The sequence below is a fragment of the Alcaligenes sp. SMD-FA genome, assembly GCF_025960365.1.
Taxonomy (GTDB): domain Bacteria; phylum Pseudomonadota; class Gammaproteobacteria; order Burkholderiales; family Burkholderiaceae_B; genus Alcaligenes; species Alcaligenes aquatilis.
In genome coordinates, this window is record NZ_CP110108.1 from 2,779,265 (window position 1) to 2,802,399 (window position 23,135).

Sequence of the window (23,135 nt, forward strand, 5' to 3'; positions counted from 1 at the left end):
TGATTTACTCCTCATCATCCACGTGCTTGCTACCGAAGGAGCGCCACAACAACACCGGTATCACCATGGTAAATACAATAACTTCTTTGTAGGCACTAGCCCAGAAAGAGGAAAACGCCTCCAGAACACCCAGGAACAAAGCGCCCAACAAGGTGACGGGGTAACTGATCAAACCGCCAAAAATCGCCGCCACAAAACCTTTAAGACCGATCAAAAAGCCGGTGTCGTAGTAAATGGTCGTCACAGGAGCGATCAGCATGCCGGACAAGGCACCAATGGCTGCAGCCAGCGTGAAAGTCAGAGAGCCGGACATATTGGTGCTGATACCCACCAGACGGGCACCACGACGGTTCACCGCCGTTGCACGCAGAGCGCGACCATACAGGGTCTTACCGAAAAAGCCCCACAAGGCCAGAATCAGCAACACGCAAGCGCCCATCACAAAAAAGGTTTGGGCCGACCAGCTTACTGCGCCCAGGGACACTTCGCCTTCCATGAAAGGAGGCGTGCGCCAGCCTTCCGGACCGAAGAACACCAGACCCAAACCGGTCAGCGCAAAGTGCACGGCTACCGAAGTAATCAGCAGCACCAGCACGCTGGCTTCGGCAATTGGCTGGTACACCAGGCGATACACCATGGGACCCAGCGGGATCACAACCGCCAGTGAGAACAATACGGCCACCCACAAGGGCAACTGCGAGCTGACAATGGCAGGGGCGGCAAAGTAAACCGCGACAGGAATCACGATATTGACCAGAAACTTGCGTGGCATGCCTGTCAGGCTGCGACTGCGCAAGGCAGAGAGCAACTCCAGCAAGAACACCAGAGCACCGGCGATCAATAACAAAATAACGGTTCCCGGCATGCGGCCATTGACCACGAAAGCCAAGGTCAAGGCGCCAAAGGTGACGAACTCACCTTGTGGAATAAAGATGACGCGGGTAACCAGGAAAACCAGAACCAGGGCGAGCCCGAGCAAAGCATAGATGGCGCCATTCAATATGCCATCCTGCAACAAAATCAAAGCGATGGTGGTATCCATGTCGGACAACATCCTGTACAACAAAAAGGGCAAAGGGCTTACGGCAAACGCAGGCCTGTAGCGGGAACGGGCGCCAGGATCCTCAGGCACCCGCCTTGGAAAAAACCGGCTTGGGAGCCGGTTTTTGCCTGTCAGATATTACAGATCAGGCTGATACGTCCATTTACCGTCGACCACTTTCACAATCACGTGGGCCCGCTTATCCAGACCGGCATGATCTGTTGCAGACATGTTGAACACGCCCTGGGAAGCGGCCAGTTCCTTGGTTTGCTCCAGAGCATCACGCAAGGCTGCGCGGAACTCGGGGGTACCTGGCTTGGCACCAGATTTCAGGGCCTCTGGAATGGCTTCGGTCACGAGCAGACCGGCATCCCACATATGCCCACCAAAGGTGTTGATGGAGCCAGCACCATATTTGGCTTCGTATTTTTCCTTGTACTCCATAGCCGTCTTTTTCACCGTGCTGCTGTCAGGCAGTTGTTCGGCGACCAGCAAAGGACCGGCTGGCAAGATCATATCGTTACAGTCCTTGCCACATACACGCAGCACGTCGCTGTTGGCGGCACCGTGTGTCTGGTAAATGATGCCTGCAAAGCCACGGCCTTTCAGTTCACGCTGAGGCAAGGCAACCGGAGTACCGGAACCGGCGATCAAAATGGCATCGGGTTTGGTGCCCAGCAGCTTGAGAACCTGACCGGTCACACTGGTATCGTTGCGGCCATAGCGCTCGGCACCCAGCACTTTAATGCCCTTGGCTTGAGCCGCTTCAGTAATCACGTTCAGCCAGCCATCACCGTAGGCGTCGTTGTAACCAATAAAGCCCAGAGTTTTGACGTTTTGCTTGACCATGGCCTCTGCCAAGGCACCGGCCATCAACTGGTCATTCTGGGGAGTTTTGAAGACCCAGGTACGAGCGCCTTCGACAGGCTCAACAATCTTGGCGTTGGCAGCCACGCTGATCATGGGAGTCTTGGTTTCACCAGCAACGTCCACCATCGCCAGGGAGCCGGGAGTCACGGACGTACCGATCACCACGTCCACTTTGTCGTCCGTAATCAGCTTGCGCATATTGCGTACGGCCACCGTGGTATCGGTGGCATCGTCCAGAACGATGTACTCGATTTTCTGGCCGGCCACCTCAGTAGGCAACAGGCTGACGGTATTGCGTTCAGGAATGCCCAGCGAGGCCGCCGGTCCTGTCGCTGCCACCGTCACACCCACTTTGATCTGCGCAGACACGGCGACGGGCAGACTCAAAGCCAGGGCTGCAGCCAATGTCGTCAGACGACCAGTAGTAATGCAGTTCATCCTTTTCTCCCAATATTTGTTCGTTGTTGTGGACCGATTTCACGGTCAAAAAATCGTAATACAGATAATCACCAGCAGATACCAGAAACGTATCAAGTCACACGAATTTCAGATATTGGTGTTTACCTTAAATATTAAAAGTTTAAATAGTGCACTAACTAAAGTGATAGCTCACTAAGTAAGTGCCCTGTACCGCTATTTTCTTGACTGGGCAGTCAGGACAGGCTGCACTTTGGAACCCTCTGTTCCAAACGCACTCTAATTGTCGATTACTATGTAGGACTGCGCCTCTTGTAGGCATTGATCTGTTTTTCATAAGGCAGCACACGTGGAAAAAGTACGTAAAACCGAAGCCGAGTGGCGCGCCCAACTCAGCCCCGAAGAATTCTATGTCACGCGTCAGAAAGGGACGGAACGTGCCTTTACCGGCCGTTACTGGGACACCACCACGCCCGGCATTTACCGCTGTGTTGGCTGCGGCACGCCCCTGTTTGCTTCTGACACCAAGTTTGATGCCGGTTGCGGCTGGCCCAGCTACTTCACTCCCCTGAACCCGGACAATGTGCGCGAGGAACTGGATACCAGCCACGGCATGCGGCGCATCGAAGTGCTGTGCAATGTCTGCGATGCTCATTTGGGCCACGTCTTTGAAGACGGCCCCCCACCCACTGGGCTACGATATTGCATTAACTCCCTGTCCATGACCTTTGAACCTGACGCATGAAGAAGCTTTTATTTGATCTGTTCCCGCTCGTTCTGTTTTTTCTGGCGTTTCGTTTCTCCGACATCTATGTCGCAACCGGCGTGGCCATGGCCGCCTCGGTATTGCAGATACTCTGGTTAAAACTCACCAGCAAGGCAATCGAGACCTCGCACTGGATCAATCTGGCCGTCATTGTGGTCTTTGGCGGTGCCACCTTGTTTTTCCACAACGATGTCTTCATCCGCTGGAAACCGACCGTGCTGTATTGGATCTTTGCGCTGGTGCTGCTGGGCGGACGCTATCTGATGCATCGCAACCTGATGCAAAAATTCATGGGCACCCATCTGGTATTGCCCGGCCATGTTTGGGACAAATTAAACCTGGTCTGGGCCAGCTTCTTTGTCGCCATGGGCCTGGTGAATTTGTACGTTGCCTTCTCGGGCCACTTTACCGAGTCCCAATGGGTCAACTTCAAAGCCTTTGGCCTGCTGGGTTTGATGCTGGTGTTTGTCGTTGCCCAATCCTTGTGGCTGGGCCGCTACCTGCAAGACTCGTCCGACAACTCCACTCCCCCAAAATCTTGATTTCACCATGACAGACGCACTCGCTTCCCTGATTCACGAACGGCTCCAGGCTCTGGAACCCTCTGAACTGGACATCATTAATGAATCCCATCTGCATGCCGGCCACGCCGGTGCTCAAGGGGGCGCAAGCCACTTTCGGGTGATCATCGCCTCGAAACAATTTGATGGAATTTCAACACTGGCACGACACAGACTTGTGTATGATCGCGTCCACGATCTAATGCCTTTCCCGATTCACGCATTGGCTATTCAAGCCAAAACTACTGCTTAAGGATGCTCATGAAACGTATTGCCGCATTTGCCTTGACCTGCGCTATGGCTGCTCCGGTCTATGCACAGACGATTGCCACCGTAAATGGCAAAAACCTCACGCAAAAAGACCTGGATCAGTTCGTCGCCGTTCTGGTCGAGCAAGGCGCCAAGGACTCGCCCGAGCTGCGTGAGCAAGTCAAACAGGAAATGGTCAACCGTCTGGCCGTGGTGCAAGCCGCTGAAAAAGCCGGTATCGACAAGACCAACCAGGTTCAACAAGAGCTGGAACTGGCTCGCCAGAGCATTCTGGTCCGTGCCTTGATGGCCGATTACCTGAAAAAGAACCCTGTTACCGAAGCCGATCTGACCAAGGAATACAACACCATCAAGGCGATGGAAGAAGGTCAGCAGGAATACAAGGTGCGCCACATCCTGGTCAAGGACGAAGCGGCTGCCAAAGACCTGTTGGCAAAGATCAAGTCCAAGAAAGTCAGCTTTGCGGATGCCGCCAAGAAAGACTCCATCGACACCGGTAGCGGCCAGCAAGGCGGCGATCTGGGCTGGGCGCCTAGCTCCACCTACGTACCGGAGTTCGCTCAGGCGGTAGAGAAAATGAAAAAAGGCGAACTGAGCGCAGCACCTGTGCAGTCCCAGTTTGGCTGGCACATCATTCAGGTAGACGATGCTCGTCCTGTGACCTTCCCGGCCATGGCTGAAGTCAAGCCTCAACTGGAAGAGATGATGCGTCAGCGCAAGCTGGCCGAGTACCAGCAGAAAATCCTGAAAGAAGCCAACATCAAGTAACGGCTTTGACGGCCGCTTTGTCTTTCCGATAAAACGGCTGGCAGGAAAACAAATATGGCGCCCTTGAGGCGCCATATTTATTACTCATGAAGTCGGATCATGCCTCTTTCGGAACCAAGGCCAAGGATAACCCCTCGGTCAATTCACCTCGGGCTTGAAACAAGAGGTAAAGCGCCAGCAACTCTACGCTTGTTCTCCCGCAGACAATAACAAGAATAAGACTCTGCTGGACCGCTGGCTTCAGACAAGAGCACTCCGCTCCTCATGCTCGCCAGACACTGACCTTCATACACCAGCGCCTTACTCACCCGCCAATAAAGCCAGAAACTGGGCTTCGTCCAAAATAGTCACGCCTAATTCTTGTGCCTTGGTCAGCTTGGAACCGGCCTCAGCTCCCGCTAGCACATAGGCGGTCTTTTTGGAGACTGAGCCACTGGCCTTGCCGCCCGCCTCTAATACGCGGCGCGTAGCCTCGTCACGGCTCATGCTGGGCAAGGTTCCCGTGATGACAACCGTTTTGCCCGCCAGCGGCAGATTAGCGCTATTGGCACGGGCTTGTGCCTGTTGAGGTGTCACCCCAGCGGCCAGCAAATCATCCAGGGCTTCACGATTATGAGGTTCCTGAAAAAAGTGCCGTACGGAAGCCGCGACAACCGGGCCCACTTCGTTAACTTGCAGCAGCGCCTCTTCATCAGCCTGCTCCAAAGCCTGCAAGGAGCCAAAATGCTGTGCCAGATCGCGTGCCGTAGTCTCGCCAACATGGCGGATACCCAAGGCATAGATCAGACGATTCAAGGCTGGCTCACGCACCTTGTTGATCGCCTCGATCAGGTTCTCGGCGGACTTGCGTCCCATCCGCTCCAGCAGCACCAACTTCTCTACCTTCAGCTTGAAAATATCGGCTAAGGTATGGACCAGTCCGGTTTCCACCAACTGGTCCACCAGCTTTTCACCCAGGCCTTCAATATCCAGGGCTTTACGGCTGGCCGCGTGAATCAGCGTTTGCTTGCGCTGGGCGGGGCAAATCAAGCCACCGGTACAGCGCCAGGCGGACTCACCGTCCAGACGCTCCAGCGCCGAATGACACGCCGGGCACTCCTTGACCATCTCGAAGGGCATACTGCCTTCGGGGCGCTGCTCTAGCACCACGGCAACAACTTCCGGAATCACATCCCCGGCACGACGAACAACCACGGTATCGCCTGCGCGCACATCTTTGCGACGTACCTCGTCTTCGTTATGCAGCGTGGCATTGGTCACTGTAACGCCACCCACAAAGACCGGTTTCAAACGTGCGACTGGCGTGACAACACCGGTGCGACCCACTTGAAACTCGATGTTCTCCACACGCGTTATTTCTTCCTGCGCGGGGAATTTGTGAGCGACAGCAAAGCGTGGCGCACGTGCCACATAGCCCAGGACACGCTGCGCGGCCAAAGAATTGACTTTGTACACCACACCGTCAATTTCAAAGGGCAAACCGGTACGGCGCTCTTGCGTCTCGGTATAAAAATCCAGCAGGCCCTGCACGCCCTTGACGACTTTTCGGTCGCGGCTCAAGGGCATACCCAGGCTTTCCAGCCAGTCCATCATGCCCGATTGGGTATCACGGGGCAGCGCATCGCCTACGGGTTCGGCAAACAAGGCATGTTGCGGCTGAGTCACGGCAGGCATAGGGCTGACTTCCCCCCAGCCATAGGCAAAAAAGCGCAAAGGCCGTTTAGCAGTGATTTTCGGATCCAACTGGCGCAAGCTGCCTGCGGCCGCATTACGCGGATTCACAAATACTTTTTCGCCACGCTTGGTCTGGTTCTCGTTCAGGCGCTCAAAGTCCGCCCGATTCATCAAGACCTCGCCCCGCACCTCCAGCACGGCGGGCAATTGCGCCGCATCGCCGCGCAAGCGCAGAGGAATGGATTTAATGGTGCGAATATTGCTGGTGACGTCCTCACCCGTGGTGCCATCACCGCGAGTCGATGCTTGTACCAACAGACCTTGTTCATAACGCAGGCTGATCGCCAAGCCGTCAAACTTGTATTCGGCCAGATAATCTACCCGGCGGTCTAAACCCACCACACCGGCCTCGACCAAGGTATCGGCGACGCGCTTGTCAAAAGCCTGCACCTCCGCATCATCAAAGGCATTACCCAAAGACAACATGGGAACGGCATGCTCAACAGTGTCAAAGCCGTCCAAAGGTGCTGCGCCCACGCGTTGCGTAGGAGAGTCCGGGGTAATCCATTCCGGGTGCTCGGCTTCCAGCGCCAGCAGCTCGTTCATCAATGCGTCGTATTGCGCGTCCGAAATGCTGGGTGCATCCTGAACGTAATAGGCCCAGTTATGCTGGGCCAGTTCTTCATGTAACTGCTGTACTCGCTTCAAACTCACGAAAAAATCCTGCCTGTACGTTCCTGGCCTGCCGTAAAGCCAGCTTGCTCCAGGCGTTCGTACAGATTGCTTAGTTGCTCATCAATGTTTTGATCGGTGCTCTCGGGCAAAGGGCGACCTTGGTCATCCAACACCACGCCGTCCAGACGGCTGGCCAGATCACGGGCCACCGTTGCCATACGGCTAAAGGCATGATCGTCCGCCGGGCTGTTGGGCAAGTCCAGCAACAGGTCAATACGCTCAATGCTGGCCGACTGAATATCCCTGGGTTGGGCGCCGTCGAACATGGCGGTAAAACGGGGTTGGCCCGAATCGGCCAGCCAGGCCAGTTGCTGACCAAAGGGTAAAAAACCGGCGTCCTTGACCATCTGAATCACGGAAGAAGCCGGCATAGGGCCGGGCAAACGCACCGACACCCCCACCAACGCGTCCAGATCGGCGCAGGTATTGTCCAGGGCAGTTGCACGACGCAACACATCGTCCTGTTCAGGACCTTCTACCGAGCCATCAAATTGTTGCGCCAACGCTTGCGCGGCCATCCAGACCTGCGACCACTCAATGGCTGACAAGGGACCGCTGCGATTGGCCAGCAAAACGGCAATTTGCATGCTGGCGTAGGACTCGCCCGAACGCAAACGAGCACGATGACCGCCCCCTTCGCACTCGGCAAAGTAACGCACGGGCTTGGCACCCGTACGCGAGATGGACTGCAAGGCCTGAGCCAAATCCTGGGCGTCCACTGGCTGGCTGAAACTGATGTCAATGACGGCCTCGGTGGTGCAATCGGCCTCAGCGGCATCGTGCTCGCTGCCAGCAGCCGCAGCATCCCCGCCACGCGTCATGCTGGGCTCGCGACGTTCCAGCTCGGTGAGCTGGCTCATCAAAGGATCCGTATCCCCATCCGGGAATTGGCTTTGCATCTGCTGGCGCACTCGGCGGTCTTGCCACCAGTTAAAGACCACCACGAGCAAGATGAGCAAAATGCCCAATAAAATCAGTGCGATTTGCAAATCACTCATTGTCAGTTCCGTCGAATCAACACTAGCGGATTAAAAAAAACAGGCTTACACACTGCTCATTTGCATGGCAGCGTCTACGTCCACTGCCACAATTCGGGACACACCTTGCTCTTGCATGGTGACACCGATCAGTTGCTTAGCCATCTGCATGGCAATTTTATTGTGAGAAATAAACAAAAACTGGGTTTGTTCACTCATGCTGGCCACCAGATTGGCATAGCGTTCGGTATTTGCATCATCCAATGGCGCATCCACCTCGTCCAGCAAACAAAAGGGGGCAGGATTCAGTTTGAAAAAGGCAAAAACCAACGCTGTCGCGGTCAAGGCCTTTTCACCACCAGAGAGCAAATGAATCGTGCTATTGCGTTTACCTGGTGGTTGAGCCATGACTTGCACCCCGGCTTCCAGCACTTCATCGCCCACCATCGTCAGTTTAGCCTCTCCACCACCAAATAGCCTTGGGAAAAGCTCACCAAAGTGCTGATTAACGATGTTGAATGTTTCCATGAGCAACTGGCGCGTCTCGCGGTCAATCTTGCGAATTGCATCTTCCAGGGTCTCGATGGCATCACTCAAATCCTTATGCTGGGCATCCAGATAAGTCTTGCGTTCTTGTGCTGTAGTCAGCTCTTCAAGGGCCGCCAGGTTCACCGAACCCAAGCCTTCAATCTGGCGCGAGATACGCTGCACTTCAGACTGCAACCAACCCACGCGCTGCCATTCCGGTGTCTTTTCCTGTAACAAGCTCCACAGTTCGGAACGGTTTACCTTTCTGCTGTCCAACTGTTCAGCAAACTGTTCGACCGCCAGACGCGACGCTTGTTCCTGCAACTGCAATTCAGTGACTTGCTCGCGCAAAGGTCCCAGATTCTTTTCATGCTCGGCACGGGCCTGTTCATGCTCGCGCAATTGGGCTGCCAGTGTATCGAGCTGGATTTTTGCCAAGCGTACTGCTTCCTCGCGTTCGGCACGCAATTCCAGCGCATCCTGCAAACCGGCTTGTGCGGCCGAGGCATCCAGATCCAGCAGTTCGCCTTGCAAACCTTCCAACTGGCCGGCAGTGCGTTGTGCCTGCTCCTGCGCCAAGGCCAGATTGCGCTCCAGTTCGGCCATACGTTGCACTAAGGCACGTTCGGCAAACTGGGCATCGTGCACAGCACGTTCGCGCTCGTGGACTGTGCGCCGAGCCTGCTCAGCCTGCTCGGCGCCCTTCTCGCCTTCCATCTGCGCTTCGGCAAATACCCCCTGATGCTCGGCCAACTCTTCGTCCAGCGTTTCAAAGCGGGCCTCGAACTCCTCGCGGTTCGCTTGCAGCTCTTCGCGCTGCACCGCCAGTTCTTCCAGTTCCTCGTTGATACGACCACCGCGCTCTTGCGATTGCTGCGCTTGCTGAGCCAGCTTGGAGTGTTCCAATTGCACATCGTGCATACGAGCAGTCAGCTCGCCCACGCGGGCTCGGGCCGGAACCAGACCATTACGCACTTGCTGCAAGGCCATTTCGGCCTGGGTGCTGGTATGGCCCAGCTCGTCCACAATCAATTGAGCGCCACGCAGCTCTCGCTCGAGATGCGCAATTTCCTGCTGACGTGCCAACATCCCGGCTTGCTCGGAGTCTGGTGCATAAAAGCGAATGCTGTGCTTATCCACCAAATGACCGCCACGCACCACAATGGCCATTTGATCCGTCAGTTGCTCGCGCAGGCTCAGGGCCTGCTTCAAATCCTGGCAGACATAAACCTGGTGCAACCAGTTATCCAGCAAGCTGCGCAAACCGCCTTCCTGCTGTCGCAGCACCGAGGTCAGCAAGGGCAAATCCAGCGCGGGCTTGGCAGGCGCCCCCGCTTCGGGCAACTGGTAAAAACTTAAACGAGCAGGTGGCGCATCACTGGCGAACGCAGCCGCCATATCCAGGCGACGCAGCTCCAAAGCCGTCATGCGCTCACGCAGCACGGCTTCCAGCGCGGTTTCCCAGCCCTTCTCCACGTCCAGGCTTTGCCAAAGACGTTTCATGCTCTCCAGCCCGTGCTTGGCCAGCCAGGGTTCCAGAGTCCCCTTGCGGGCCACGTCTTCCTGCAAACGGCTCAAGGCCAGATGACGCGCTTCCAGGCGGGCCATGTCCTGCCCGCCTTGCACAGCTTGTTCCTGCGCTTCTTTGCGCTCTTGTTCCAATCGAGGAAGCTGGGCTTCCAGATGCTGCATATGCTCCTGAGCTTGCTGCAACTGATTTTGCAGCATATTCAGATCGCCTTGCAGACGTTCCAGATTGTCCGGGTCCGGGGCATTGAGTTCGCGCAGTTCCTGCTTCAAGCGCTCCTGACGCTGCTCCACGCCTTGAATCTGGCGGTCAGCATCGCGCTGCGATTGTGCCGCCAAGGCCAGATTCTGCTCCAGACGCGCCAAAGCCATGCGCATTTCGTCCCGACGCTGGGCCTGTTCGCGTACACGCCGCTCCAGATCGGGCAAGGCTCCTTGCGCCTCTTCTAGCTGAATCTGTAACTCCTCCAGCTTTACCGCCGCCTCTTCACGCTGCTGTTCGCTGTTTTCCAGCTCCTGCTGACAATGTTCTTGTTGCTCGACCCAGTCGTGCTGTTGTTGCTCCAGTTGCTCGCGACGCTGCGCCATGCGGCTGCGCGAATCGAGCACGTGGCGAATTTCCGCCTCCAGGCTAGACACTTGGGAGCCGGCCTCATACAACTGGCTTTGCGCTTGATGCAAAGCGTCCCCGGCCTGCAAATGCGCCTGTCGCTGAGACTCCAACGCAGACTCGGTATGCCGCAAACCTGCAATAGATTCTTCCAGCTTGGTCTGGGCTTGCTCAATTGCCAGGAAACGGGCTTTCTGATCGCCCTGCGCATTGGACTCTTTGAGCAGCCACAGCAGATTTTGCTTGAGCTCGCCATCTTGCTGCAAATCACGATACTGGCGCGCCACTTCAGCCTGCGCCTGCAATTTCTCCAGTTGCGCATCCAGTTCTCTTTGGATGTCTTCTACCCGCAGCAGGTTTTCGCGGGTGTCGCGCAGGCGACTCTCGGTTTCGCGACGACGTTCCTTGTAGCGCGACACGCCCGCCGCCTCTTCCAGAAATACGCGCAGCTCTTCGGGCTTGGCTTCAATCAGGCGGTTAATCATGCCCTGCCCGATGATGGCGTAACCACGCGCCCCCAGGCCCGTACCTAAAAAGATGTCGTGAATGTCACGCCGACGAACGGCCTGATTGTTCAGAAAATAGCTGCTTGTCCCGTCCCGACTCAGGACACGCCGTACCGAGATCTCGGCATAGGTGCTCCACTGGCCTGAGGCCCGCCCTTCGGAATTATCAAAAACCAGTTCAACCGACGCACGGCCAGCCGGTTTACGTTGCGATGAACCGTTGAAAATAACGTCCTGCATGGACTCGCCACGCAACTCGGAGGCTTTGCTCTCGCCCAGCACCCAACGCACCGCATCGATGATGTTCGATTTCCCACAGCCATTGGGCCCGACAACACCCACCAACTGACTGGGAGTTGGGATGGAGGTCGGGTCCACAAAAGATTTGAAACCAGCGAGTTTGATCTGGGTTAGACGCACAGGGTAGAAGTCAGCTCAGAAAAGAACAATTTGAACAGGCACACGGCGCCATTTTGATCTGCCTAGCACCGCGAGTCGTATGATACCGCAGCACCTGCCACCCACCGCAAAGACAGCTAAAAAACAAATGAAAACCACGGCTCGGCTGCTGAAATAGTAAGGCAGCCCCCATCGCCCGCCGTCAAGCCCTGTTTACCCTGCGTGGCAAGCGGGGCAATAGTGTCGAGCAGACCATTTACAATAATGCTTTGGCAGTGCCCGCTCGTCCCGAAAATCCAGGCAGACAAACACATGCAATGAATTTCTGATACCACTGCCCCCGCAGTCCCTGTTATTCTTGCTCCCCATCTCTGTTCGTAAATTTCGCACCGGCACAGGTTTTTCAGGAGAACCGTGGTGAGCAGCCCCCCGGCCAGCTCGTCCTGCCTGATACCTGGCCTAGATTCGTGCTTTGCAGCCACCATACTGTTTTCAAAAAGCACACGCATTCGGAATGTATTTTGAATAAAGGTTTTTATCTGGTCATGGCCGCGCAGGCATTGTCATCAGTTGCTGACAATGCCTTGCTGATTGCCGCTATCGCCCTGATCGCAGATTTGCACGGACCTATCTGGATGGTCCCGATGATGAAATGGTGGTTTGCACTGTCCTACGTCCTGTTGGCGGCGTTTGTAGGTGCTTTTGCCGACTCGTATCCCAAGGGTCGAGTCATGTTCGCCACCAACGCCATCAAGCTGATTGGCTGTATGTTGATGTTCTGCCACCAGTACTTTGGCATGAACGACTCCCAGCAGTTGGTTCTGGTCTTTATCTCCTACACCCTGGTTGGTATCGGTGCTGCCGCCTACTCCCCCGCCAAATACGGCATCGTCACGGAAATGCTCAAGCCCGAACTGCTCGTCAAGGGCAATAGCTGGATTGAAGGGCTGACCGTTCTGTCCATCATCGGCGGCACGGTGTTGGGCGGTATCCTGATCAACCCATCGATCGCTAGCGCGCTGGCCGAACACCCTCTGATTGCACCGTTGGCCCAGACGCGTGCCGAAGTCGCTATCTTGCTGATTTCCTTTATTTATCTGTCTGCAGCACTGTGCAATCTGCTGATTCCCCGCACCAATATCGACTACCCACCTCAACAAAAAAATCCCATCTTGCTGCTCAAGGAATTTCGTTCCTACGTGTGCATTTTGTGGCAGGACAAGCTGGGCCAAATCTCACTGGCCGTCACTACCTTGTTCTGGGGTGCCGGTGCCACCTTGCAATTCATTGTGATCGAATGGGGCGCCCAGCATCTGGGCTACCGTTTGGATCAGGCCTCGGTGCTGATGGGAGTAGCAGCCTTGGGAACGGTTTTTGGCGCTGTCTTTGCCGCTCGCGTTCCTTTGAAGAAGTCCCTGGCCGTTCTACCGGTGGGCGTGGCCATGGGCTTTGTGGTTTTGCTCATGCCGTTGGTCCACGAAAAATGGGCGGTCTATACCCTGCTGATGGGTATTGGGGGCTTATCCGGCTTTTTCGTCGTCCCCATGAACGCCCTGCTACAACATCGCGGCCACGTCATGTTGTCGGCCGGTCACTCCATTGCTGTCCAGAACTTCAATGAACAACTGAATATTCTGTTCATGCTGGCGCTGTACAGCCTACTGCTGTGGCTGCGTTTACCCATCAACTACATCATTGTGTTCTTTGGCCTGATGGTGGCATCCTTGATGACGGTATTCATCATCTGGAAAAATGCCAATCTGCGCGCCCATCCCGAGTTGGAAGCCTGCATCGGACAAGAAGGACATGGGCAGGCATTGACGGCCAAGTAAGCAAAAGCGCCCCAAAGGGGCGCTTTTTACCAGGGACGCCGAGCCTTAGGGCGGCCCGGCGATAAAACATACCCCCCACGCTGCGCCTGCGGCTTGCTGCCCCCCAAGGGGGCGCTTTTTATCTTGGGGCGGCCCGGCGATAAAACATACCCCCCACGCTGCGCCTACGGCTTGCTGCCCCCCCAAAGGGGGCGCTTTTTATCTTGGGGCGGCCCGGCGATAAAAAATACCCAAAGGACCTGTATCAGGGCTGGTTTTGCAATTCGCGCAGCAAAGACAAATCCCGCCAGGCATTGGCTTTGTGCTGCGGGCGCAACAAGAGCGAGGCCGGATGGTATGTCACCACCAAAGGCAGGCTGCGCCCCTGAGCATCGGTATACGTTAAAGCCTGACCCCGCAAGGTTTCCAGATCCTCATCACGACCACTTAGTGCCACCGCCGCCAAATGGCCGACGGCCAACAAACGACGTGGCTGTACCAAGCGAATTTGGGCGTCCAGAAAAGCCCGGCATGCAGCCAGCTCTTCCTGTGTGGGGGGACGATTACCCAGGGGGCGGCACTTCACCAGATGCGTTTTATAAACCGAGGCATTGGGAATCGCGCTATTGAGCATGGCTTGCAAGAGCAGACCCGCCTTGCCATCAAAAGGCTTGGCGCTACGATCATCGCTCGTGCCCGGTGCTTCGCCAATAATCATCCAGTCCGGCTCGGACAAGAGCTCTGAACCAAACACTACTTGAGCTCGCCCCGTGTGCAAACCACATTCCTGACAAGCCTGTACTTGCTCCAGCAAGCTGGCCATATCCTGCGCTTTTTCAGGCTGAATCAGCACGGCAGGCCGCTGCACCACTTCCTCGACAGGAGCTGCCGCTACCGGTCTGGCACCGGATTTACGCAAGACAGCCAGTGCCTGATCTCGGGCCGACATGGCATCCGTAGCCGCTGCGGGGGCTGAGGGGGACGGACTGCCCGCATCATTAAGATGCCGCTTTACCGGCTGAGCCGTCTGCATCGCTGCTGCGGCCTCTTGCGCAGGGGCGGCCACAGGGGCGGACTGCCCACCAGGCTGCGCCTGGGGCAGACGCGCCAAAAAAGCACGCTCCAGCCCCAACTCCAAAAGCCAGGTGCGCTGCAAAGGGGAGATAGGCTGAAAATCGATCATGCCCCTGCCTTGCTGGCCAAGCTCAGGCTCATCAAGACCGCGTCTTCACGCTGTCCATCGCTAAGCGGATAGTAGTTTTTACGTAAACCATCCGCCTTGAAACCATACTTCTGATATAAGCCGATAGCCGGCGCATTTGAGGCTCGCACCTCCAGAACCACGCGCTCGAGCTGCTGCTGACGGGCCCATTCCAGGCCATCGTCCAGCAATTGCCAAGCCAGACCGCGGCGCTGCTGCTCGGGGGACACCCCAATCAGCAGAAGTTCAATCATATCGGGGGCTTGCAACCAAATGGCATAGCCTTGAACCTGCCCTTGCTTGTGAATGATTCGGGAGCAATACGCACTATTGCCCAAAGCATCCGTGAAATTACCTGCCGTCCAAGGGTGAGTTTCCACGCAGCGTTCAATATCCAGCACAGCAGATACATGGCCTGCCTGCATGGCTTCAATTTGCAGAGGTTGATCCAGAGCGGCCGGGTTTCCACCCAAGCCCTGTTCACGTTCCTGAATGGTGTAGGCAACTTTCTCGCGCACATACAATGGCATGGCCAGGTCTGGGGAGACACCGCGTCCTTCGTCCAGATCATGCAAGGCCAAATGCGCCACACTGGCACCGGTTGCACGCCACGGCTGGCCCACTTCCCAGCCCTGAGCCAGAACGGCTGGGGCTAGATCAGGAAACTGCTCCAGAGCGTCACCAAGGACACAAATGGGCTGTTGCTGGGCAATCAACCCTTCCGCTTGCAAACGGACAATCCAGGTAGTGACCTGGGCGGCATCGAGCAAGACCGGACTTTGCAGCACGGACCAGGAACCCTTGGCCGTCCAACTGTACACAGCGGCATACACCTCTTGCATGCGCGCATCCTGTGCCACCACATAAGCCGTCCCCTCGATGGGCGTGCCGCAAGCGGCAGCCGCCAACAAGGACGAGACCGGCAGTACCGGCAATCCCAAGGCAAAAGCCATACCCTGAGCCACGCCACAGGCCACGCGCAGCCCGGTAAATCCACCTGGACCTTGCCCGAACGCAATCGCGGTCAAGGCGTGTCTATCCACCCCCGCCTGCTCCAGCAGTTGCTCGGCCATGGGCAAAAGGCGTTCGGCGTGGTCGCCGCTCCCCTCGTGACTCAGCTCCACAAGCGAAATACCCGCCTGTGTGCGAGATAACAAGGTCAGTTCACAGAGATTGGAGGAAGTCTCCAAGGCAAGAATATGTGCATCCATCGCGCTATTTTAGTTTAAGCAGCCTCAAAATAGGCAGCTCCCTGGGATCGGACAAGGACAAAACACTCCACAGCGCAACTCAGAGCGCATTTCTTCTCTGGCCGCTCTTTTTTTTGACTTGGCTCAAACCGACCAATCAGATTATTTGCCACCATACAATCGTCTTCTAAATCACCCTAAACCTGCTGCAAGGCGCATAAATAGTACAAAACACTTAATGTGTAATATTTTTCTACACCCCCCTATACGCGCTTTCTGATGCCTGTTACATTTTCGCTATGAATACGCCGACACCCCCCCTCACCCGCAAAATCCTTGTCGTTGACGACGATCCCCGGCTGCGCGATTTGCTGCGCCGCTACCTGTCTGAACAAGGATTCAACGTCTTCGTTGCCGAAGACGGTAAAGAAATGGCCAAACTCTGGCAACGTGAGCATTTCGATCTGCTGGTACTGGATCTGATGCTGCCAGGCGAGGATGGCCTATCCATCTGTCGCCGGCTGCGCGGCGGTCACGACAATACCCCCATCATCATGCTTACCGCCAAGGCCGAAGAAATCGACCGTATCGTGGGCCTGGAAATGGGTGCCGATGACTACCTCATCAAACCTTTCAACCCCCGCGAACTGCTGGCCCGTGTCAACGCTATCTTGCGACGCCGTGGTACCGAGGAACACCCCGGCGCACCTAGTCAGGAAAATGAATCGATTGAGTTCGGTCCTTATGTGCTGAACCTGTCCACTCGAACACTGACACGCAATAACGAAGTTGTCCCCATCACAACGGGCGAGTTCTCCGTGCTGAAAGTGTTTGCCCGTCACCCCAAGATCCCCTTGTCGCGCGACAAACTGATGGAATTGGCGCGTGGCCGTGAATACGAAGCCTTTGACCGTAGTTTGGACGTCCAGATTTCGCGTCTGCGCAAGCTGATCGAACCCAATGCTTCCAAGCCCGTGTTTATTCAAACGGTCTGGGGCCTGGGCTACGTTTTTGTTCCAGACGGCGGTAACTGACCTTGTCTTCCGGTCAGCAAGACGGGCGGCCCGCCGTGGCCGCCCAACGCCGAGCAACAAAAAACTCAAGTATCCGGCTGGGTTTATTCAGCCGGTCTTTTTTATTGCTCGCAGCGTTAATGCTCGTCAGCCTGGGTGCCTGGCTGCAAGTATTCTTCAGTATGGAAGAAGGCCCACGCGCAGCCCAAATGGCGCAACGCGTGGCGTCCATTGTCAGCATCACCCGATCGGCTCTGGTGTACGCACCCCCGGCGGTACGACCTGCCCTGTTGCTGGATCTGGCCACCAAGGAAAGTCTGCGCGTGCAACCACGCGAGAACACGGACGAGCTTGAACCCCTGCCGCGCTCCAACTACTGGCAGCATGTCTCTACCGAAGTGCGTGGCGCATTAGGCAGCCAGACCTTGATCATGTGGTCGGTCAACAGCGTGCCGGGCATCTGGGTTTCGTTTGATATCAATGACGATCAGTATTGGCTGGTCTTTGATCGCGAACAATTAAGTCTGACCGCCGGAGTGGAATGGCTGGGCTGGGGCGCTACCGCCTTGCTGCTGGCCCTGATCGGTGCCGCTGTCAGTGTGCGCTTTGTGAACCGGCCTTTGGCCCAACTGGCCAAAGTGGCCCAGCAGTTGGCTCGTGGTGAAACACCCAGCACCCTGCCTGAAAAAGGCCCGGTTGAAATCCGTGACATGAATATCGCCTTTAACCGCATGGCCCGAGATATCCGCCAAACAGAGGCGGATCGAGAGATCATGCTGGCCGGTATTTCGCACGATTTGCGCACACCACTGGCCCGCATGCGTCTGGAAATTGAATTAAGTCAGGTATCGGACGAGACTCGTGCCGCCATTGACGAGGACTTGGCTCAGATTGACCACAGTATTGGTCAATTGATGGAATATGCCCGTCCTGCTGCGGCTGTGCCCGAGCATGGCATTGATGTGTCCGCCGTGCTCAATGATGTCTACGAGCGTGAGCGCACGCATACCGAATCCTTGGGTGGCATTTTGACGGCCTCCGTCGAACCCAATCTGTATGCCCGCATCAGCGCACACGATTTGAAGCGTATCGTCTCCAACCTGATCGAAAATGCCCGCCGCTATGGACGCAGTCCCGAAGATGATCGGGCACGCATCGAGCTGTCGGCGCATCAACATGGCAATATTTTGATCATCGCCGTCAAGGATCAGGGAGCCGGTATTGCAAAAAGCGACATCCAGCGCCTGCTACGCCCCTTCTCGCGCGGTGTCTCTGCCCGCACAGGTGTCAGTGGTGCTGGTTTGGGACTGGCGATAGTGGAACGTTTGCTAGGACAGGTCGGAGGGCACTTTGAACTGGTCAGTGCTCCGTCCGAAGGCTTGACCGCCCGTATCCAGTTGCCACGTATCCGTGCCAGTCGCAATGCGCCTGGAACGCAGAGCGATAAGGACAGCAAAGCTTCCTGAGCCGAATAAAACTTGGGCAGGGATTTTCCCTGCCCAAGGCTAGTCTCAGACCAAAACCACTCAGGCGCGATACAGCAGAGCCACGGCAGTGACCGCAATCCCTTCCTGGCGCCCGACAAAGCCAATCGCCTCGTTTGTCTTGCCCTTGATGTTCACACTGCCAGGCTCCAATTTCAGATCGGCCTCGATATTGGCCACCATCGCCGGGGCATGTGGTGCGATCTTGGGTTTTTGCGCATGAATCGTGGCATCTACATTCCCAACCAACCAACCCGCAGCGCGCACCTGCTCATAAGCATGACGCAACAAGACACGGCTATCAGCGCCCTTGTATTGAGGGTCTGTATCGGGAAAGTGGCGACCAATATCGCCCAGGCCTGCCGCCCCCAAAATCGCATCGGTAATGGCATGCAGCAAGGCATCGGCATCCGAATGCCCCATCAAGCCATGCGTATGCGGGATGGTGACGCCGCCCAAGATCAAAGGCCGGCCTTCGCACAGCACATGCACATCAAAACCTTGTCCTACGCGAATTGGCATGCTCATAACCACTTCTCCATCAATTCAAAATCTTCAGGCCAGGTGACTTTAAAATTCCGCGCCGACCCCAATATTAATAAGGGTTGGCTACCCGCCAATTCCATGGCGCTAGCCTCATCCGTCACCACAAAACCCTGCTCTTTAGCCGCTTGTAAGGCCCCACGTAAGGCACGGGCGGGAAACAACTGGGGAGTCTGCGCCAGCCAGAGTCCTTCTCTGTCCACCGTTTCCAACACCCCCACTGGCTCCGCAGGCGTTGCGCGCTTGACAGTATCAGGCACGGGCAAGGCCAACAAGCCACCACGTTGCGCCTGCAAGCAGGCATCAATCAAACGTGCCAGGGCCTGCTTGGGCAAACCGGGGCGAGCGGCATCGTGAACCAGAACCCAGGCCTGTTCGTCCTTATCCAGGCTCTGCACAGTATTGAGCACCGTTTCAGCCCGCGTGTCACCACCACAGGGCAGGCAAACCGTACGCGGCAAGCCGTCCAGTGCCGCCGTCGCCCAGGTATCACCGGGGGCCACGGCCACCCGCACCTGGCTGATGCGCTCATCAGCCAGCAAAGCCTGTACCGAACGGCGCAACATGGGCTGCCCGCCCAGCAAACGATATTGCTTGGGCACGCCTTGCGTCTTCGTGGCAGAATCCAGGGCGCGCGAGCCAATACCGGCGGCTGGAACAATTGCAATCAAGGTAGTCTTCATAGGTGGGTGATTTTATAATGACAATCCTGATGGAAACCGAAAAACAGCACTCCCTGTCCCTGCCCAGCACTCAAGATGTGCTGGCCGCCTTACGCCCCGGTCAACGCTACTCGCAGCCCATGCCTCCTGGCTCGGGCGATGCCTGCCTGATTGCCGACCTGGCCCGCCAGCATAAAGAGCCTATTCTGGTACTGTGTGCCGATCCCTTGACCGCCCAAAGGCTGGCCGAGGAAATCCTGTTGTTTGGACCCGCCCTGCGCGTGCGCCAGTTGCCGGACTGGGAAACGTTGCCCTATGACAGCTTCTCTCCCCACCAGGATCTGATCTCCGAGCGTTTGCGCACCTTGCATGCCCTGACCATGCACGAGGTTGATGTGCTGACGGTTCCCGTCACCACCGCCCTGTATCGTCTGGCACCGCCTTCTTTTCTGGCCGCCTACACCTTTTCCTTCCGCCAGGGCGATGAGCTGGACGAGGCGCAATTGCGCGCCCAGTTGATGCTGGCCAATTACACCCACATGACACAGGTCAGCGCTCCGGGCGAATTCAGTATTCGCGGTGGCCTGATTGACCTGTTCCCTATGGGTTCGGTGCTGCCCTACCGTCTGGACCTGTTCGACAACGAGATCGAAAGCATACGCAGCTTTGATATCGATACCCAGCGCAGCCTGTATCCGGTCAAGGAAATCCAGCTCTTGCCCGGTCGTGAATTCCCTATGGACGAAGAGGCGCGCACGCAATTCCGGGCGCGTTTTCGCGAGTTTTTTGAAGGCGATCCTTCACGCGCCCTGCCCTATAAAGATGTAGGCAATGGCATTGCCTTTGCGGGCATCGAATACTATCTGCCGCTCTTCTTTGAAGAGACCGCCACCTTGATGGACTATGTGCCAGCAGGCAGCCTGGTCATCACGCACGGGGACGCACAAAACGCGATTGGCCGCTTCCAAAGCGATACCCATAGCCGTTTTTCCTTCCTGAAAAACGACCGTGAGCGCCCGATTTTGCCTCCAGAAAGCCTGTTTCTGTCTGATGAGCAGTTTTTCAACGGCATCAAACCTTTTAGTCGCCTCAGTCTGAACACGCAAGCTGACGATCAGCCCATTGCCCACCCAGACTTCGAGGCTTTACCCCTTGTCGCAGTCAACCGGCGCGACAAGGATCCGTTGGCTCAATTGCGGCAAGAGGTGTTGGACCCAAAGAACCGGACGGTGCTGTGCGCTGATTCGGCGGGCCGTCGGGAAACCTTGCTACAAATGCTGCGTGACCACGATCTGTCGCCCGCAGCCGACTGTCAGAGTCTGACCGATTTTCTGGAGTCGGACGCCGCTTTTGCCCTGATCGTCGCCCCCCTGTCGCGCGGCTTTGCGCTGGTGCACGACAGTCTGAGTCTGCTGACCGAAAATGACCTTTACCCCTCCCAGACACGCACACAAAGCAGCCGCCGCCGCAACGAGCGCAGCAGCGATGTGGAAGCGATGGTGCGGGATCTGTCGGAACTGCGCGAGGGCGACCCCGTGGTTCACGCCGAGCACGGGATTGGTCGCTACTGCGGTCTGAAAGAAATGGACCTGGGCGAAGGCCCGGTCGAGTTTCTGCATCTGGAATATGCCAAGGGCAGCACCTTATATGTGCCTGTGGCGCAGTTGCACGTCATTGCCCGCTACAGCGGTGCCGACCCCGAACATGCGCCCCTGCACCAACTGGGCTCCGGTCAATGGGATAAAGCCCGCCGTCGCGCGGCCAAGCAAGCGCGTGACAGCGCGGCTGAATTGCTGGCACTGTACGCCCAGCGCGCTGCTCGTGAAGGCTTTCAATTCAAACTGCCTCTGAATGATTATCAGGCCTTTTCCGAAGGTTTCGGCTTTGAGGAAACACCGGATCAGGCCGCTGCTATTGAGGCAGTCGTAAACGACATGACCTCCGGCCAGCCTATGGACCGCCTCGTTTGTGGGGATGTGGGCTTTGGTAAAACCGAAGTCGCCCTGCGTGCCGCTTTCCTGGCCGTGGCCAATGGCAAACAAGTGGCCTTGTTGTGCCCAACCACCCTGCTGGCCGAGCAACACACACAAACATTTTCAGATCGTTTCGCCGACTGGCCTATCCGTGTTGCTGAGCTGTCTCGCTTCCGCTCGACCAAAGAAACCCAAGCCGCCATTGCGGGCCTGCGCGACGGCAGCGTCGATATTGTGATTGGCACGCACAAGATCCTATCCTCGGACGTACGCTTCAAGCAACTGGGCCTGGTTATCATCGATGAGGAGCACCGCTTTGGTGTGCGCCAGAAAGAGGCCCTAAAGCAGTTGCGGGCCGAAGTCGATATCCTGACCCTGACCGCCACCCCTATCCCCCGTACCTTGGGCATGTCTCTGGAGGGTATACGGGACTTCTCCGTGATTGCCACGGCGCCGCAAAAACGTCTGGCGATCAAAACCTTTGTACGTCGTGAAGATGGCAGCACCATACGCGAGGCCCTGCTACGCGAATTAAAACGCGGTGGCCAGGTCTACTTCCTGCACAACGAAGTTGAAACCATCCACAACCGCCGCGCCCGTCTGGAAGAGCTGGTGCCTGAGGCCAGTATTGCCGTGGCTCATGGTCAAATGCCCGAGCGCGAGCTGGAAGCCGTCATGAAGGGCTTTTACCAGAAGCGCTACAACGTGCTGCTGTGCACCACGATTATTGAAACCGGCATTGACGTGCCAACCGCCAACACCATCGTCATCCACCGCGCGGATCGCTTAGGTCTGGCTCAATTACACCAGTTACGTGGGCGCGTCGGCCGCTCTCACCACCAGGCATACGCCTATCTGCTGACCCCCGGCGAAGATGCCATCACCAGCAATGCAAAAAAACGCCTGGAAGCTATTCAAGCCATGGAAGAGCTGGGCGCAGGCTTTTTCCTGGCCATGCACGATCTCGAAATTCGGGGTGCCGGTGAAGTACTGGGCGAGTCCCAGTCCGGAGACATTCAGGAAGTAGGCTATTCCATGTATGCAGATATGCTCAACACCGCCGTCAAAGCCCTGAAAGCCGGTGAAGAGCCTGACTTGGATTCGCCCTTTGCCTTGCAGTGCGAAGTGAACCTGCACACGTCCGCCCTGCTGCCGGCCAACTACTGCCCGGATGTGAATGCCCGTTTGGGGCACTACAAGGCCCTGTCACACGCTCGTACAGAAGACGATCTGATCCATATCCATGAGGAACTGATCGACCGCTATGGCTTGCTGCCAGAGGCGGGCGAGAACCTGCTGGCGGTGCATCGCTTGCGCATCAAGGCCGAACCATTAGGGATTGTGAAAATCGATGCCAGCGAAGCCCAGGCAACAATTCAGTTTTCTTCCAAACCCAATGTAGACGCAGTCAGCATTATCGAGCTGGTGCAAAAGAACAAGCAGGTGCGCCTGGCTGGACCGGACAAGCTGAAGATTGAAATTACCAAGGGCGAGGAAATCAAGAACCGCATCCAGGCCGTACGTAATGTGCTGAACAGTTTGCGCAAAGAGAAATAAGCCTTAACAACAAGGCTGGACATAAAAAGAGCGCTGCCACTGACAGCGCTCT

At 56.5% G+C, this 23,135-nt stretch carries 17 protein-coding genes; 8 read left to right on the forward strand and 9 right to left on the reverse strand.

The window, feature by feature from the left end; genetic code table 11:
- Positions 1-4: 4 nt before the first annotated feature.
- Positions 5-1,042 (reverse strand): branched-chain amino acid ABC transporter permease, encoded by a 1,038-nt coding sequence (locus OKX01_RS12845; RefSeq protein WP_094197333.1) that lies wholly within the window; start codon positions 1,040-1,042, stop codon positions 5-7.
- Positions 1,043-1,180: 138 nt separating this feature from the next.
- Positions 1,181-2,350 (reverse strand): ABC transporter substrate-binding protein, encoded by a 1,170-nt coding sequence (locus OKX01_RS12850; protein WP_094197334.1) that lies wholly within the window; start codon positions 2,348-2,350, stop codon positions 1,181-1,183.
- Positions 2,351-2,678: 328 nt separating this feature from the next.
- Between OKX01_RS12850 and msrB the strand changes: the two genes are divergently transcribed.
- Genes msrB through OKX01_RS12870 form a run of 4 tightly spaced genes read left to right on the forward strand, consistent with a single transcriptional unit; the run spans position 2,679 to position 4,693 of the window.
- Complete coding sequence (msrB, locus tag OKX01_RS12855) at positions 2,679-3,074, forward strand: peptide-methionine (R)-S-oxide reductase MsrB (protein ID WP_264671824.1); 396 nt, start codon at positions 2,679-2,681, stop codon at positions 3,072-3,074.
- Positions 3,071-3,637: a septation protein A gene (locus tag OKX01_RS12860; protein ID WP_009456639.1), complete on the forward strand. Its 567-nt coding sequence runs from the start codon at positions 3,071-3,073 to the stop codon at positions 3,635-3,637. The genes msrB and OKX01_RS12860 overlap by 4 nt, the downstream gene beginning before the upstream one ends.
- Before the next feature lie 7 nt (positions 3,638-3,644).
- Positions 3,645-3,908, forward strand: coding sequence for a BolA family protein (locus OKX01_RS12865; protein ID WP_009456641.1), 264 nt, complete (start codon positions 3,645-3,647; stop codon positions 3,906-3,908).
- An 8-nt stretch (positions 3,909-3,916) separates the two neighbouring features.
- Positions 3,917-4,693, forward strand: coding sequence for a peptidylprolyl isomerase (locus OKX01_RS12870; protein ID WP_094197337.1), 777 nt, complete (start codon positions 3,917-3,919; stop codon positions 4,691-4,693).
- Positions 4,694-4,993: 300 nt separating this feature from the next.
- Here OKX01_RS12870 and ligA read toward each other — a convergent pair whose 3' ends face one another.
- From ligA to smc, 3 genes are read right to left on the reverse strand one after another with little or no spacing between them, the layout of a single operon-like run.
- A complete protein-coding gene (ligA, locus tag OKX01_RS12875) occupies positions 4,994-7,081 on the reverse strand; it encodes an NAD-dependent DNA ligase LigA (protein ID WP_108727762.1) in 2,088 nt (695 codons plus the stop codon).
- Positions 7,078-8,100 (reverse strand): cell division protein ZipA C-terminal FtsZ-binding domain-containing protein, encoded by a 1,023-nt coding sequence (locus OKX01_RS12880; RefSeq protein ID WP_108727763.1) that lies wholly within the window; start codon positions 8,098-8,100, stop codon positions 7,078-7,080. The genes ligA and OKX01_RS12880 overlap by 4 nt, the downstream gene beginning before the upstream one ends.
- Positions 8,101-8,145: 45 nt before the next feature.
- Positions 8,146-11,670 carry a chromosome segregation protein SMC gene (gene smc, locus OKX01_RS12885; RefSeq protein ID WP_264671825.1) on the reverse strand — a complete coding sequence of 1,175 codons (3,525 nt, stop codon included), beginning with the start codon at positions 11,668-11,670 and terminating at the stop codon, positions 8,146-8,148.
- A gap of 500 nt (positions 11,671-12,170) precedes the next feature.
- Between smc and lplT the strand changes: the two genes are divergently transcribed.
- Positions 12,171-13,481, forward strand: a complete 1,311-nt coding sequence (gene lplT / locus OKX01_RS12890) for a lysophospholipid transporter LplT (RefSeq protein WP_094197341.1) — start codon at positions 12,171-12,173, stop codon at positions 13,479-13,481.
- Positions 13,482-13,725: 244 nt separating this feature from the next.
- Here the strand turns inward: lplT and OKX01_RS12895 are convergent, their stop codons facing one another.
- Positions 13,726-14,643: a uracil-DNA glycosylase gene (locus tag OKX01_RS12895; protein ID WP_264671826.1), complete on the reverse strand. Its 918-nt coding sequence runs from the start codon at positions 14,641-14,643 to the stop codon at positions 13,726-13,728.
- A complete protein-coding gene (gene tsaB, locus OKX01_RS12900) occupies positions 14,640-15,872 on the reverse strand; it encodes a tRNA (adenosine(37)-N6)-threonylcarbamoyltransferase complex dimerization subunit type 1 TsaB (protein WP_264671827.1) in 1,233 nt (410 codons plus the stop codon). The genes OKX01_RS12895 and tsaB overlap by 4 nt, the downstream gene beginning before the upstream one ends.
- A 278-nt stretch (positions 15,873-16,150) precedes the next feature.
- Between tsaB and ompR the strand changes: the two genes are divergently transcribed.
- Both ompR and OKX01_RS12910 read left to right on the forward strand, forming a co-directional pair.
- Positions 16,151-16,885 carry a two-component system response regulator OmpR gene (ompR, locus tag OKX01_RS12905; RefSeq protein WP_003801024.1) on the forward strand — a complete coding sequence of 245 codons (735 nt, stop codon included), beginning with the start codon at positions 16,151-16,153 and terminating at the stop codon, positions 16,883-16,885.
- Between the two features lie 35 nt (positions 16,886-16,920).
- The gene (locus OKX01_RS12910; RefSeq protein ID WP_283255439.1) at positions 16,921-18,330 is read left to right on the forward strand and encodes an ATP-binding protein; all 1,410 of its coding nucleotides are present in this window, start codon (positions 16,921-16,923) and stop codon (positions 18,328-18,330) included.
- A gap of 60 nt (positions 18,331-18,390) precedes the next feature.
- Here the strand turns inward: OKX01_RS12910 and ispF are convergent, their stop codons facing one another.
- Both ispF and ispD read right to left on the reverse strand, forming a co-directional pair.
- Entirely contained in the window at positions 18,391-18,876 is a 486-nt protein-coding gene (gene ispF / locus OKX01_RS12915; RefSeq protein WP_125277934.1) for a 2-C-methyl-D-erythritol 2,4-cyclodiphosphate synthase, read from the reverse strand.
- Positions 18,873-19,574, reverse strand: coding sequence for a 2-C-methyl-D-erythritol 4-phosphate cytidylyltransferase (ispD, locus tag OKX01_RS12920; protein ID WP_108727768.1), 702 nt, complete (start codon positions 19,572-19,574; stop codon positions 18,873-18,875). Before ispD ends, ispF begins: the two co-directional genes overlap by 4 nt.
- 29 nt (positions 19,575-19,603) lie before the next feature.
- Between ispD and mfd the strand changes: the two genes are divergently transcribed.
- On the forward strand, positions 19,604-23,083 hold the full coding sequence (gene mfd / locus OKX01_RS12925; RefSeq protein ID WP_264671828.1) for a transcription-repair coupling factor: 3,480 nt from the start codon (positions 19,604-19,606) through the stop codon (positions 23,081-23,083).
- Positions 23,084-23,135 lie beyond the last annotated feature (52 nt).

What these genes read in the sequence shown, in the direction of transcription:
- OKX01_RS12845 (WP_094197333.1), bottom strand. Translation starts at nt 1,042, where the DNA reads ATGGATACCACCATCGCTTTGATTTTGTTGCAGGATGGCATATTGAAT.
- OKX01_RS12850 (WP_094197334.1), bottom strand. Translation starts at nt 2,350, where the DNA reads ATGAACTGCATTACTACTGGTCGTCTGACGACATTGGCTGCAGCCCTG.
- OKX01_RS12860 (WP_009456639.1), top strand. Translation starts at nt 3,071, where the DNA reads ATGAAGAAGCTTTTATTTGATCTGTTCCCGCTCGTTCTGTTTTTTCTG.
- OKX01_RS12865 (WP_009456641.1), top strand. Translation starts at nt 3,645, where the DNA reads ATGACAGACGCACTCGCTTCCCTGATTCACGAACGGCTCCAGGCTCTG.
- OKX01_RS12870 (WP_094197337.1), top strand. Translation starts at nt 3,917, where the DNA reads ATGAAACGTATTGCCGCATTTGCCTTGACCTGCGCTATGGCTGCTCCG.
- OKX01_RS12880 (WP_108727763.1), bottom strand. Translation starts at nt 8,100, where the DNA reads ATGAGTGATTTGCAAATCGCACTGATTTTATTGGGCATTTTGCTCATC.
- OKX01_RS12895 (WP_264671826.1), bottom strand. Translation starts at nt 14,643, where the DNA reads ATGATCGATTTTCAGCCTATCTCCCCTTTGCAGCGCACCTGGCTTTTG.
- tsaB (WP_264671827.1), bottom strand. Translation starts at nt 15,872, where the DNA reads ATGGATGCACATATTCTTGCCTTGGAGACTTCCTCCAATCTCTGTGAA.
- ompR (WP_003801024.1), top strand. Translation starts at nt 16,151, where the DNA reads ATGAATACGCCGACACCCCCCCTCACCCGCAAAATCCTTGTCGTTGAC.
- ispF (WP_125277934.1), bottom strand. Translation starts at nt 18,876, where the DNA reads ATGAGCATGCCAATTCGCGTAGGACAAGGTTTTGATGTGCATGTGCTG.
- ispD (WP_108727768.1), bottom strand. Translation starts at nt 19,574, where the DNA reads ATGAAGACTACCTTGATTGCAATTGTTCCAGCCGCCGGTATTGGCTCG.
- mfd (WP_264671828.1), top strand. Translation starts at nt 19,604, where the DNA reads ATGGAAACCGAAAAACAGCACTCCCTGTCCCTGCCCAGCACTCAAGAT.